The sequence below is a fragment of the Actinacidiphila paucisporea genome, from assembly GCF_900142575.1.
Classification (GTDB): Bacteria; Actinomycetota; Actinomycetes; order Streptomycetales; family Streptomycetaceae; genus Actinacidiphila; species Actinacidiphila paucisporea.
In genome coordinates, this window is record NZ_FRBI01000052.1 from 1 (window position 1) to 13,963 (window position 13,963).

The following is a 13,963-nucleotide window of genomic DNA, read 5'->3' on the forward strand; positions in this document are numbered from 1 at the left end:
GCGGCAGAGCAGGGTGACCGGGTAGGTGGCCTTCTCCGCCGCGATGAACCGGTAGACCTCGCTCACCGGTCGCTCTCCCGCGCGAAGAAGGCCGTCTTAGATTCAACCGGTCAAGGCAATACTCTCGGCTGGTGTGCGGAATCCCAGGCACTTGCGCGGGCGGTTGTTGAGCTTCGTCGCGATGGCGTCAAGGTCGTCCTGGCTGAAGGTCGACAGATTGGTGCCTTTGGGCAGGTACTGCCGGAACAGCTTGTTGGTGTTCTCATTGGTGCCACGCTGCCAGGGGCTGCGCGGGGCTGCGAAGAACACGTCGACACCAGTGTCCGAGGTGAACCGCTTGTGAGCTGCCAGTTCCATGCCGCGATCCCAGGTCAGCGCGCTGTGTAGGCGGGGGTCCATGCGTGCGTAGGTCTCGGCGAGTGCGGGAACGACCACGGTGGTGTGGCGGCTGGCGAGTTTCACCACCGTGAGGAACCGCGACTTCCGGTCGACCAGTGTGGCGACCTGGCTGTTGTTCGAGCCGATCACCAGATCGCCCTCCAGGTGCCCGAACTCGCTGCGGTCTTCCGCCGCCTGGGGCCGGTCCTCAATCGGTCGGGCGTCAGTGATCTGTGAGCGCCACTGTCCCTTCACCGTGTGACGCTTGTTCTTCCGGATCGGGCGTCCAGTTCGAAGGCGTTTGCACAGCTCGCGGGGTATCACTTTCCATCGGGTGGTGTAGACCGACCGGTAGATCGTCTCGTGGCTGATCTCCATCCCCGTGTCGGAACCGTGGTGGAGACGCAGATGCCCGGTGATCTGTTCCGGCGACCACTCCTCCCTCAGCAAGGTCAGCACCGCCTGCCTCAGCACGGGTCTGCGGGCGAGGAGGCACTGCTTCGGGCGCCGGGCGCGGTCAAGCGAACGTTCCTGCGCAGCGATCGCCCGGTAGACGTCGCGTCCGCCGTTCTTGCCGACTTCACGACTGATCGTCGACACCGCACGCCCCAAGCGGCCGGCGATTGCCCGGTAGGACTCCCCGGCACACAGTCCGCGCGAGATCTCCTCCCGCTCGCCCATGGTCAGGCTTCCAGCCCGCGCCTTGCGGGGCACGGGAGCGATCCCTCCGTGGTGCTTGAGGACAGTGAACACCGAGCCGGGCGGCTTGCCGATCTGCCTTGAGATGACGCTGATCGACTCCCCAGCCCTCCACCGCCGCCACAAGTCGGCCTTCATCTCGTCCGACATCCCCGGCCGACCCAGTCTCGCCACGCATACCGCCCTCAACCAGCACTGTTGCTCTGACCCGTTGAATTCAGGACCTCGATGGTCTTCTGCTGTTCGAGGTTCTGCCGGCGAAGGCGACGCAATTCCTCATGCTCGGCACTGGTCAGTTCGCCCGGGCCGCCCTCGCCGCGGTCGATCTTGTCCTGCTTGACCCAGCTCCGCAGCCCCTCGGGGCTCACTCCCAGGTCTCGAGCCACCTCAGTGACCGCTTTACTGGAGGATCGGGCCAGCGCGACGGCATCACGCTTGAACTCCTCCGAGTACCGCTTGCCCTGCTTGTTGCTCACCTGGCTCTACTTCCTCTGGGACCACGTCCCAGTCTCCAGGTGTCCAGGTCAACGGGGAAGCTTCATCCCGGCACCTCCACCGAAGAAACGACACGACACCTCGTCCCTGCCGCCGAAACACCACACCTACACCTGATCAGCGAAAACCCACCCGCCGCTATCGGAAAAGCAACAGCTACTCAAGTTCGGAAGACAACAGCTACTGAAGCTGGGATCCTGATGTGGATTCCCCTGAGGCTGGACGCCTGGTCCCGAAGAAGGCGCGCATCGACGCGGCCCAGGGGCTGCCGATTCCTGTAGGACCGCTGGACGGCGCCGGACGGAAGGCTCCAGACATGGACTTCGCGAGGTCGGCCCTACGCCACCAGCTCGCCGTCGCCACCTGGGACGTCGGCGAGTTCGACGTGTTCGTGCGCACCGACGACGGCGAGATCGAGCACTACTGGAGCACCGGCGAAGGGGTCGTGTTCGGACCGGAGCGGCTCGGTGGGCACTTCGATAGCGATCCGGTCGTCGATTCGTCCTTCGACGGGGTGCAGACCAGGCTGCACTTGCTGGGCCGTGCCGGGATGCAGATCGTCGACTGGAGCTGGCTCTCGCAGCCACCGGGGTGGCTGGGCACGCCCACCGTGCAGACGCTGCCCGGATACTGCCTAAGCGAGCTGAGTGTGTTGTCGACCGGCCCGCTGCACGTGTTCTCCTTCGGTATCGAAGGCCCGCTGCGGCACTGGGCTTTCAGCTCCGACGGCTGGAGCGGTCCGAACGTCCTGGGCGACTTTGGCGCTGGTTCCATCCCGGCAGCGGTCAGGCGGGATGACAACGTCATCGACATCTTCGGCTGCAACGGCGCGCTGGCGCACTGGTGGTGGGACGACGCCGAAGGGCTCTGGCGCACGGAGTTCCGCGGCGGAAGCAACATCCTGGGCCCGGTCACTGCAGTGTCATACGCGCCGAACCGGCTGGACGTCTTCGCCGTCCGATCGGGCGGCGTACCGGTGCACTGGGGTTGGAACGGCAGCCGCTGGTTCGACGCCGAGGAGCGGCTGGACATGAACGGCGTCACCGTGACCGCCGACATCCGGCTCGTCGACTTCGGGCTGAACCGGCTGACCTTGTTCGCCCGTGCCACCGACAACCGGATTGTGGAGTGGACCTTCGAGTCGCCGGAGGGCTGGTCCGGCCCGAGCGAGGTGAGCCGGTCCGCCACACCGTTCGCGGCCTGGTCCGTTCAGGAGGACACGCTCGAGGTCCTCCACCGCGAGGCCGACGGCGGCTTCACCCACGCCCTCTTCCGCAACGATCCCGACCACGGCATGGGCGAGCCGGTCGCCGGAATGTGGGAGCTCCAGGGCCTCGCACTGGCCGAACCCGATCCGCCGCCGGTCACGTTCACCCCGGCGCCGATCGACCCGGATTTGCTGCTCGTGCGGCCCCGCGATCTGGTTCTGCTCGGCGTGCGATGGGACGGGTTCCAGGTGCGCACCGCGCCGGACGGCCCTGCCGAGCTCACCGGCGGGCCCGGATCCCTGACCGTGCTGTTCCCACCGCAGCACCTGGCCGAGGAGGTTGTCCCGGCGGCCGGCCCCGTGGCGCCCGGCCTGGCCCCGGCAGCCACGGGCGGCTTCTCGGCCTGGCGCGCGGCCCTGGCCGGGGCCAGCCGGATCGTCATCGACCTCGACGATGGCCGGGCCGTGCCGCTGACCACCGAGGGCATCCTGGACGCGCTGCGGCGCGGCACGGTGCGCTCCGGTGACGGCCTGCTGGACGGCGCGAGTGCGATCGAGATCCCGTACGGGCTGGTTCTGTCGCCGCACGCGGCTACTGCCGTGCGCTGCGGGCATCCGGCCGACGTGGCTGCTTCGGTCGTCGGCACGGTCGGGCTGTGGCAGACCCAACTGCGTGCCGACGGCGCCACCGCCGGCTCCGCGGCCGGGCTCGTGCTGCATCCCCTCGGAGCGGACTCCTCCGACCCGTTCCCGGTTCCGCTCACCGGCGGTACGCGTACCCGGATCCTGGTGGAGAAGCCCACCGCGCGCATCGACCGGCTCGCGTTGAGCGCGATCGGCGGCACCCTGGCCGCGGCCGGAACGTGGCCCGGGTTCGCCTGGGAGCAACTGACCGTGCTCGGCCGGGATCAGCGAGTACGCGTGACGATCGAGGGTGTGCTGTATCCGTTCGGGCACCGGGCCGAGTATGTCGAGCTGACCGAGCGGGTCTTCGAGTCGACGGCTGAGGGCGCGATCGCCCACCTGCGCAAGACGACCAGCCTGCGGGTGACCGAGCCGCTGCGCCGAGAGCCCGACGACGCCGCGGCCCGGGCGGCGTTCCCGTTCGCCGAGGTCGAGATCGGGGGCACCTACGTCGAGGGCCTCGACGGGCCGCAGTGGACGTGCAAGACCTTTCCGACGCCGGATCGCGAGAGACTGGAGCTGATCCAGGAGCAGATCGGGGCGCAGGCCAGGACCCTGTACAAGCAGCTCTACGGCGACATGGGCCCGGGTGGCGGGACCTCTCCGACCGAGGACCTGGCTTTCGGTCTGACCGAGGACGCCGGTGAGGCGCTGGACCCGGATGATCCGCTCGACCCGGACGATCCCGACACGGTCCTCACCCGAGCGCTGGCCGCCGAGAGGTATCTGGCGGTGCTCGTGCAGATGCAGCACGTCGACGCTCAGCTCGCTGCGCTGTCGTTCGGCGGCGTCGCTCCGGTCGGCGTGTTCTTCACCCCGCACCTCGGTCAGCGGCCCCTGCCGTTTCCGGTTCGCCTCGCCGGCCGCCTCGGAGACCTGCACGTCGAGCTGCCCCTGATCTTCGTGGCCGACATCGACCAACCGGAGGGCCTGCTGTCCCCGGCGTTCCGTTCGCTGGCCGACGGGGAGATCCTCACCGGGCTGGCAAGCACGTATCGGGCCGACGCCGGGGACGGGATCGTGGACGTCGGCAGCACGCCGGTCGATCTCGTGCGGAGCCGCCCGCCGCGGTCCGCCGACGTCTGCCAGGTGCGGCGCCTGCACATCGTGGGCGCGCCGCACACCGACGGTTTCTGGCCCCGGCTTGGCGCACCACCGGACGCTGGCGAGGGCGAGAAGCCGCCGCCAGAGCGTTGGGGTTTCGAAGCCGACCTGCCGGCCGTACGCGCGCTGCTCGGCGCCGACCAGCCTCCGCTGCGGCTGGCGTTGACGCGCGCCCTGCTGCAGTCGGCACCCGACCTGGAGATCCCGTTCCAGGTTCCGCAGGGTCTGCCCTCGCTGGCCACGACGTTCGCGTCCAACACGGCCCGCAGCGGAGGCATCTGCGCACCGGACATCGTCGCCGACGGCATCTCGCGCACGTATGGGCCGGTCAACGTGGCCGGGATACTTGCCCGCACAGCCGGGACGCTGGACCCGAAGAAGATCCTCGGCGACGGCGCTACCCTGCTCGGCTTCACACTCGCGGACCTGATCAGCTCGGCCGACCTGACCGCACCTCCGCAGATCCTGACGGTCGATCAACCGGGTCTGCCGCCGAAGGTCACGATGACCTGGTCCGGTGTCAAGCTGCAGACGGACAGCGGCCCCTTTGTGACTTGTCCGGACTCCACACTGGACATCACCGTCGAGCTGGGAACCGCTCAGCCGAAGGTGACGTGCACCCTGGCCGGTGTCGCACTTGCCCTTCCCGACCGCGTCCCATCCGACAGTGGCCCGACCGAGGCACAGCTGCTGATGGTCTCCTTCGACCGCATCCGGTTCGAACAGATCGGCGACAGAGCACCGAACCTGGACGTCAAAGGCGTCGACGCCCGGTTCTTCGGGCCGCTGAAACTGCTTGAAGACCTGCAGAAGGCGGTGGACCTCGGCGGTTCCGGCCCGCACATCAGTGCCTCACCGGGCGGGGTTACGGCCTCCTACGTGCTGCCCGTGCCGGACGTGACTACCGGAGTGTTCCAGCTGACCGGCCTGGTCCTGCGCGCCGGGGTCGACGTGCCGTTCGACGGGCGGGCGGTCAGCATCGGGCTGGCGTTCGCCAGCCGGGACAAGCCGTTTAACCTCAGCGTCCTGATGTTCGGCGGCGGCGGCTACGTCGACGTGCTGATCGACCGGACTGGCCTGCGCCGGCTGGAGGTCGATCTGGAGTTCGGCGCGTCGCTGTCGATGAGCTTCGTCGTCGCCCGCGGTGAGGTGCACGCAATGGGCGGCATCCGTATGGTGAAGAACGGCGACCAGTTCGCGTGGAGCGGATACCTACGCTTCGGCGGCAGCGTGAGCGTATTCGGGCTGGTCACGGTGTCCATCGAGGTGAGCGTGGCACTGACCTACGTGCACGACGAGCACACCGACAAGCTTACCGGCCGCGCCACCCTGGTGCTGGAGATCGACCTGACGCTGTTCAGCGAATCCGTCGAGCTCGACACGGGCGAGTGGGAGCTGATCGGCGGATCATCGGTCCGGCGCCAACGGCACAGCCAGGTGAACCCTCCGGACAGAGCGGGCCGCGGCATGCCAGAACAGTGGCAGCGCTACCGCGCCGCGTTCGCGAAGGGATCCGTGTGATGAGCGTGCTCGGCTGGATCGCCGTCCCCGGAGGCCGTATCGAGGTGCGGCCCGGTGCTGCGAACGTTGCCGTGCTGCGGGTCCTCATCGTGCCGCGCCTGCAGCAGCAGCTCGCCAGCACCGCGATGGAGGACTGGCCGGCGGTGCTCGCCCAGGCCGCACCGGTCGTCGAAGTCCAGCTAGGCGACGCCGTCCTGTCTCCGTTGACGTGCCGCTTGCGTATCCTTGCCGACTCGACCATCTGGCGCGGGTTCTTCGGCCACGGCATCACGGTGAACCCGTGGCAGCCGCCGGAGGCTCCTCCCAAGCCTGCGGTCAACGACACGCTGCAGCAGGCCGACGACATCACCGCCACCTACCGCGCCGCTGGCAACAGTCCCGCCGACCCCGGCGTCGCCCATGGCCAGTTGGCTGCTTGGCACCGCACGCCCGCGGCGGCGCCGCCGGCACCGGGCGCACCCGCCTTCGCTGCAGTCGACTTCCATCGTGCCACGTCGCTGCTGCGGGAGCACCCCCACGTGCTCAAGGCCCTTGGGCTGATCCTCGAACTCGAACTCATCGCCGCCGACCTGCCGGTCAGCGCCAGCGAACCACACGCGCGGGTACGCGTCGGCTGGCCCCAGTCCCCGATCCCGGTTGAATCCCCCTGGACGGCGTACCAGTTGGACGCAGAGCGGGTCCATTTCCTGCCAGCCCCCGCCGGCGACATCACCGCCGGGCAAGTGGCGTTGTCGGATGCAAGCAAATGGCGCGTGGTCACCGTGGACGTCGACGGCGCCGTCGGCAAGCTCACCCAGGCCGCCCACGCAGTGGTCGATGACCCTGAGGCTGCGCCGGCGACTGTGCTGCCCGCGCTGCGATCGGCGGGGCTGCAGCTGGCCCGGGTGGACCGAGCAGGGCAGCTCTCCGACAGGTCCGCCCGCGGCCGGGCGAACACGGCCGCGGGGTCCCTGGCCGAGCACGTGTTCACCGCCGAGGACCTGGTCCTGGGCTACCGGCTCGACGTCCGCCCGCAGAAGAGCAACACGTGGTACTCCCTGCACACGAGGCTGGCCCGCTACCAGGTCGACGGCATGCCCATCGGCTCCGGACAGATCCTGGAGGAGGGCCACCTGAAGCCGCACGCGGCCGTCAAGGACGCCTCCGGCGCCCTGCGTGCCGACGAGATCGTGGCGCGCTGGAGCGGCTGGAGCCTCGCCGTGCCCCGCCCGGCATTCGACGGGCTGCCCGCCGTGGGCGAACCGACCGACGCAGCTGGCGCCCTCATCCCGTACCGGTTCACGATGGACTTCGAGGTCGCCCCCGAGTCGCTGCCCGAACTGCGCTTCGGCACGGCGTACCAGTTGCGGATGCGCGTGGTGGACATGGCCGGCGGCGGACTGCTCGTCGACGACCCGGACGCGGCCGCTTCCCCCACCGCCGAAACTTCCTACACCCGGTACGAGCCGGTGCCGCCGCCGGAGGTCACCCTTCCCGACGGGCTGCTCGTGCCAGACCCTGACCACCCCGGGCAGATACACGTCGATCCGCACGTGCTTGGCCCGGGCGGCGGTCTGGAACAGCTGGTCATCCGCTCGTCGCCGGGCCTCGACGGTTTCAGCACCGCCGAGTTCGCCGATGACCCCACCTACCCGGCCAACGCCCGCCGGTCGTTAACACCACCCGCCACCACGTTCCAGCTCGCCGAGCAGCACGGCGTGCTCAGCGTCGACAACGAGACCGGCTGGGCGAGAGCCACCCGGGCCGGCGGCGTCGATCCGGCCTCCACGCTGCCCGACCCGATGGCGCTCGGGGTCGCCGCGACCCTGCCCCCGCAGCCCGGTGGACCGGCCCAGGCGGTCACCGACGCCCGGCCATGGGCCGGTGCCTGGCCCGACCACGAACCCAAGCACCTCGAACTGGTTCCGGGCGACAACCTCCGGCTGAGCTGGCTGGCATCCGGCGCCGCAGTCAGCCCAGCCGACGACGCCCAATCCACCACGGTACGCGTGAGCGTGCCGCCCGGTCACCGGGTCGTCGCCGAAGTGTCCTCGACGATCCTGCGGGACCACCTCGACTGGTTCGCCATCGGTGCGCTCGTCTCAGCCGGAGCCGCCGAACTGGCCGTCGTGGGGCGGCACCCGATGGTCAACCCGCCCCGGCAGATCGAACTGGTCCACGCCGTGCGCAAACCCATCAACGCGCCGTCCGGATCACTGACAACGTCGCGAACGGCCGGGGCGAGCTACGCCGTCCTGCACCCGCACGACACCCTCCTCGGGCTACACACGGAGAGCACCGCCCAGCTGAACCTGATGGCGGACTGGCAGGAGTGGGACGACACGGCCACCTCACACGACGCGTCGGTGGCAGTGCCCGCGGTACCGGTCGCCTACGGGGCGACCGCGCTGCCGGAGATCCGCCAGGAGTTCGGCGACACCAAGCACCGGATGATCCGCTACACGGCGTCCGCGATCAGCCGCTACCGTGCCTACTTCACTCCGGCCGACGACAGCGCGTTCACAGTGTCGACCACCCTCGAACCGGTGTCGGTCAAGAGCAGCACGCGCCCCGCTCCACCACATGTACTTGCGACGGTACCCGCCTTCTCCTGGTCGGACACCTCCCGCCCGGGCGGCGGTCTGGTGCGTACGCGGTCAGGCGGACGGCTGCGGGTCGAACTGGACCACCCTTGGTACATTACGGGGGAAGGCGAATGCGTGGCCGTGCTGGTCTGGCCCGGTACCGAGGACACGGTGCCGGCGGAGGTGCGGCCACTGGTCTCGTGGCTCAACCGGGACCCCATCCATCCGACACCGTCACCCCAGGCACTGGCGACCGAGACCATGTTCGGCGATGCCCTCGACTCGCTCGACGTCGTCTTGGTCGAGACGGGTACGACGGTGCGGGCGCTGCCTTACCCGGTGTTCTGGCACGACGGCCGCTGGTACGCCGACATAGGCATGCCAGGAGCCGCACAGACGTCGTACGCGCCGTTCACCCACCTGGCGCTGGCAAGGTTCCAACGCGAAAGTCTAGACGGCCTGAACCTGTCCACGGTCGCCCGCAGCGACATCGTGCCAGTGCTCCCGGACCGCACACTTGAGGTGCATCAGGACGGCGACGGGCTGCACGTCCTCCTCAAAGGACTCAGTCGGGAGGGCAACAAGCCGAACACGGTCGTGGCCGTCCTCGAACGGTGCGACACGGCCGACGACGGCACACCGGTCGACCTGACCGCCCTCAACACCGCGGCCGCGCCCGCCTTCCCGGCGTGGGTACGGGTACCGGGCGCGACCGCCGCCGGCCAGACCAACCAGCCACTGCCGCCGATCCCGGTACCCGCGGACGGAAGCCGGCTGCGGGTTGTGGTACGCGAAGCCGAGGACCTCCCCTCGACGGCAGCAGGAATCATCGACGCCGTACATGAACTGACCGAACGCACCGTGTACCTGGACGAGGTCTCCCTGCCCGTCGTCTGAGGAGATTCGCCGACCGGGTCGTCCAGGCCCGCGCTGAAGCTGGTGCTGGAGCCGACAGCACGCGAAGCTCGTCCTCCGCATCTTGGAACCTCTCCTCCTCGCCCTTCTCGTAGAACGGGAACCGGGCGGTCACAGCCCCGACGCACCGGTGGAAGGCCCGGGTCTCTGTTCACGTGATTGGCGGTCGATCGAGGACCCGCTCGTGGAGACGTGCGCCACGCGACGCGAAGCCAGGTCAATGCCGATTCGTCCGAACAGGCCGCTGGTCCCGAAGGCGACCACCCCGCTGTCCCCGCTCCCACGCAGGAGTACCGCCTCGCCCAACGGCCGGGACGCCCCGAAATCGCGCGTTCACCTCTGGCTCCACCAGACCACCGACGTCGCAATCAGCGCCGTCACCATCACCACCAACCGGTCACCGTCCACGCCGCCCCGACCAGGGCAGAGGCGGTGTGTCCTTCGTGCGGGACGTCCTCGGGCCGCGTTCACAGCAGCTGTGTGCGCCGTCTTGACGACAGTGCGGCGGGCCAGCGCCGGGTCGTGATCGATTTACGGGTTCGCCGGTTCCGTTGCCGGCAGCAAGCATGCGCGCGGGTGACGTTCGTCGAGCAGGTCGAGGGTGTCACGTTCCGGTACGGGAGGCGAAGTCAGCAGCTCCAGGTCTCGTTGCAGCGGCTCGGGCTGATGCCGGCCGGCGGGGCCGGCTCCCGCCTGGCGAAAGCCTTCGCCGTCCCGGCCAGCCGCTCCACCCTGCTCAGGCTGATACGCGCGGTCCCAGAGGCCGAGCCGCCAGCGCCGAGGGTTCTGGGGATCGACGAGTTCGCCCTGCGCAAGGGCCACGTCTACGCGACCATCCTGGTCGACATCGGGACCCGCCGCCCGATCGACCTGCTGCCCGACCGCACCGTTGAAACCGTCCGGTCCTGGCTGGCCGCCCGCCCAGGAGTGAAGGTCATCTGCCGGGACCGCTCCGCCTCCTACGCCGAGGCCGCACGCCTTGGCGCCCCGGACGCCATCCACGTCGCCGACCGCTTCCACCTGTGGAAAAACCTGGCCGAAGCCGTCGAGAAGACCGTCCTCCAGCACCGCGCCCTGCTGCCCGAACCCTCTCCGCCTGCCGGGCGCCCCCCGTCGGTGTCCGTGCCGCCCGTCACCGCCGGGCCCCGCCGGACCGGACGGCTCTCGGACCGGGTCCGCGAACAGCACGCCGCCGTTGACGCCCTGGTCAAGGACGGTGTCGGCCTGCGCCCCATCGCCCGCCGGCTCGGCCTCGCCCGCAACACCGTGCGCCGGCTGGCGAACGCGAAGGACCCCGACGAGCTGCTGGTCGGCCAGTGGACCGGCCGCACCAGCATCCTGGACCCCTACAAGCCCTACCTCGATCAGCGCTATGCCGAGGGCTGCACCGTCGCACGCGGCCTGTTCGAGGAACTCCGCCAGCGCGGATACCCAGGGCAGGAGCAGGTCGTCCGCCGTTACGTCCACCGGCTCCGCGAAGCGCTCCCGCACCAGGACCCGCCCCGCCGCAAGCCCTCCGTGCGGGACGTGGCCGCCTGGATCACCCGACACCCCGACCGGCTGGATGCCGACGACGCGCCCCGATGCCGTCGTCGCAGGGCTGACCCTGCGCCACAGCTCCGGCGCCGTCGAGGGCCACAACAAAATCAAGATGATCAAGCGTCAGATGTTCGGCCGTGCCAACTTCGACCTGCTGCGCAAGCGCGTCCTCCACGCGGCATGACCCTGGTCGTGGCGGCGTGGACGGTGACCGGTTGGTGGTGATGGTGACGGCGCTGATTGCGACGTCGGTGGTCTGGTGGAGCCAGAGGCTTTGGGGCAGGCCGTCAGTCACGAGCGTTCATGATCGCCGAGCCGGTGACCCTCCGTTGCTCCGGCACGGAAAGTGATCCAGAACCATTTTTCACCCGCCGGAATCGGCTCACATCAAGCGTCGCCGACAGATATTTTCACCGAAAGTCGCCGCATAGTGCCCGCCAGGACTGGACAATACAACGGTACATTCCCTGGCGTAGATCATGAAAGGAATAATCGGATGACGGATGTCAGTGCAGAGAAGCGCCAGCAGGCGAAGGCCGCCGCGGCGAACGTCGCCGTAACCGCCAACGACACTGCTGTCGTCCTGGGCACCGCGGGCGTGGTGGTCACGGCCGCTGGCGTGACCACCGGCGTCGGGGCGCTCGCGGGCGTTTGGGTCGGCGCCACTCTTGGGGTGGGCAGCTTTGCCGCGTGGTTCATCGGCAACCGGTACCAGCGCATCGCGAACGACCCGCCGCGCGAAGACTTCGAGCAGGTGACCGAGAGCTCCGCCCGGTTACTGGAGGACGCGGTGCCCACGGAGGAACCGCACGCGACGGTGCACCGCCTCGTGGCCAACCATGTGCTGCTTTCCGACGCGCTCAGCGCGATGCTCGTGTCGCTCGAGCGCTTCGACGGTGCGGTCCTGGCCGACGATGCCGACGCCGCGAACAGGCAGGCCGAGGCAGTCCGCCTCAACGCGCAAACCGCCGCATACCTGCAGGACACGATCACCGTGCTCGCCGGAACCGTCAACCAGCTATGGTTGGAAAATCAGGATAATCTGGCGTGGAGCGACGTGACCCTAGAGCAAGTACAGCAATTGCACGGCGAGGCTGCGGGCGCCCCATTCCAGGCGATCATGGCCGGCGTCGAGGACCTGACCGACAACGACCCGTTCTCTTCCCTCGATTCGAGCGAAGATCCGGTCCTGCTCGCGACCGAAATCCCCAGCCAGCCACGGGCAATCCTCGGTGACGAGTACGTCGCCGAGCTCGCCGGACTGTCAGAAACGCTACGAGAGCTAGTCGTCTGAGCTTGACCTCTGTCGGTGATCTTGGTGTTTCCCGGTGCGGCAGTGTGATCAGCGGGCATGCTCGGGGATGCTGTCCGAAGGCCGATGCAGTTGTCGAGATGGGTCCGTTGTCGCTCCGTCCCCGTTCCGGTCAAGAGATCCCGTCGCTAAACTCTTTGTTTAACCTCGCCGGGTCACCCGACCTGCTGATCTCGGCTTCTTCCGGAGACAGCAAGACCAGGGCGATTTCAAAGTCGGGTTGATCTTGTAGGTGTGCTGGTCACGGCGGTGTGACGATGTCCCGTGGGTGCGCTACCAACGCAACGAAGCTCCCGTTGATGCGGGTGACCTTGCCAAGTCGCCTGCGCCAACCGGAGCTTCGATGTGCCGTCAGTCTGCCACCGTCTGCCTGATCAAGTCGCCCAAGCGTCAGCATCGTGTGACCGGGCCGCTGGCGACACGGCTGCGGACGCTGGCCGATCCACGGCACCGGCGCGGGAAGCGTCACCCGTTCGTGAGCGTAATGCTGGTGGCCTGCTCGGCCGTGGTGGCCGGGGCCCGCTCCTTCGCCGCGATCGGCCAGTGGGCGCGCAACGCCCCACAGGACACCCCCGCCCGGCTCGGCGCCCGCACCGTGACGGCGCTCGGTGTCCGCCTGGCACCAAGCCCGGCCACCATCCGCCGCCTGATCAACCGCGCCTGCCCCGGCGGACTGGCCGACCTGCTGGGATACGACCCTGCTGGCACGAACACCCTGGCCGTGGACGGCAAGAGCGCACGCGGCTCGCGCCATGCGGACACCCCGGCCGCGCACCTGCTCGCGGCGATGACCGGCACGGGCATGACAGTCACCCAACTGCGAGTGCCGGACAAGACGAATGAGATCACCTGCTTCGCCGCGCTGCTGGAGCCCTACAACCTGACCGGGGGTGACGGTCACCGCCGACGCCCTGCACACCCACCGTGACCACGCCCGCTACCTGGTGGAGACCAAGAAAGCGCACTACGCGTTCACCGTCAAGAAGAACCAGAAGGGCCTGCACGAGCAGCTTCGGATTCTGCCCTGAGGCGAAGCGACAGCGAAGTTCTACGACCGCGACCGCTCCACCGGCCACGGACGCCTGGAAACCCGCGTCGTACAGGCACTGACCGTCACCGACCTCGGCATCAACTTCCCGCACGCCGCCCAGGTCGCGAAGATCGTGCGCCACCGCACCTCGGCCCGGACCGGCAAACGCACTCGCGAGACCGTCTACGTCATCACCGACCTGACCAGCCGCCAGGCCACTCCCGAGCGCATCGCGAAGGTCGTGAGGTCACAGTGGGTGATCGAAAACCGACTGCACTTTGTGCGGGACACCGCCTCCCACGAGGACGCCTCCAAGGTCCGCACCGGACACGGACCGGAGAACATGGCCACCCTCCGCAGCTTCGCCATCAACCAGCTCCGTGCCGCCGGCCACACCAACATCGCCGCCGGACTCCGCGAGATGTCCCTCCGCCCCTTCGAGCGGCCACTGACCCTCCTCGGACTCAACTGACCAGCACCAATCCAAGATCATCAGACTTTGCAATCGCCCTGGG

The 13,963-nt window shown here is 68.8% G+C and carries 8 protein-coding genes and 1 pseudogene; 7 read left to right on the forward strand and 2 right to left on the reverse strand.

The annotated features are described in order from the left end of the window. Positions 1-102: 102 nt before the first annotated feature. Complete coding sequence (locus tag BUE44_RS34885) at positions 103-1,227, reverse strand: IS30 family transposase (RefSeq protein WP_200804624.1); 1,125 nt, start codon at positions 1,225-1,227, stop codon at positions 103-105. 35 nt (positions 1,228-1,262) lie between these two features. Beyond that, a complete protein-coding gene (locus BUE44_RS34890; protein ID WP_073503040.1) occupies positions 1,263-1,553 on the reverse strand; it encodes a transposase in 291 nt (96 codons plus the stop codon). 404 nt (positions 1,554-1,957) lie between these two features. Here BUE44_RS34890 and BUE44_RS34895 point away from each other — a divergent pair, with 404 nt between their 5' ends. The 7 genes and pseudogenes from BUE44_RS34895 to BUE44_RS38225 form a co-directional block, all read left to right on the forward strand. Then, positions 1,958-6,088, forward strand: a complete 4,131-nt coding sequence (locus BUE44_RS34895; protein WP_235002763.1) for a hypothetical protein — start codon at positions 1,958-1,960, stop codon at positions 6,086-6,088. Next, positions 6,088-9,549: a hypothetical protein gene (locus BUE44_RS34900; protein ID WP_073503042.1), complete on the forward strand. Its 3,462-nt coding sequence runs from the start codon at positions 6,088-6,090 to the stop codon at positions 9,547-9,549. The genes BUE44_RS34895 and BUE44_RS34900 overlap by 1 nt, the downstream gene beginning before the upstream one ends. 210 nt (positions 9,550-9,759) lie before the next feature. Then, complete coding sequence (locus BUE44_RS39945; protein ID WP_159450334.1) at positions 9,760-11,331, forward strand: ISL3 family transposase; 1,572 nt, start codon at positions 9,760-9,762, stop codon at positions 11,329-11,331. A gap of 271 nt (positions 11,332-11,602) precedes the next feature. Further along, on the forward strand, positions 11,603-12,400 hold the full coding sequence (locus tag BUE44_RS34910) for a hypothetical protein (RefSeq protein WP_073503043.1): 798 nt from the start codon (positions 11,603-11,605) through the stop codon (positions 12,398-12,400). Positions 12,401-12,686: 286 nt separating this feature from the next. Continuing rightward, a complete protein-coding gene (locus tag BUE44_RS38215; protein WP_200804608.1) occupies positions 12,687-13,346 on the forward strand; it encodes a transposase family protein in 660 nt (219 codons plus the stop codon). Beyond that, the gene (locus BUE44_RS38220) at positions 13,309-13,446 is read left to right on the forward strand and encodes a hypothetical protein (RefSeq protein ID WP_200804607.1); all 138 of its coding nucleotides are present in this window, start codon (positions 13,309-13,311) and stop codon (positions 13,444-13,446) included. Before BUE44_RS38215 ends, BUE44_RS38220 begins: the two co-directional genes overlap by 38 nt. Positions 13,447-13,485: 39 nt before the next feature. Beyond that, positions 13,486-13,920, forward strand: a pseudogene (locus BUE44_RS38225) (ISAs1 family transposase); the annotation flags it as partial. Positions 13,921-13,963: the final 43 nt, after the last annotated feature.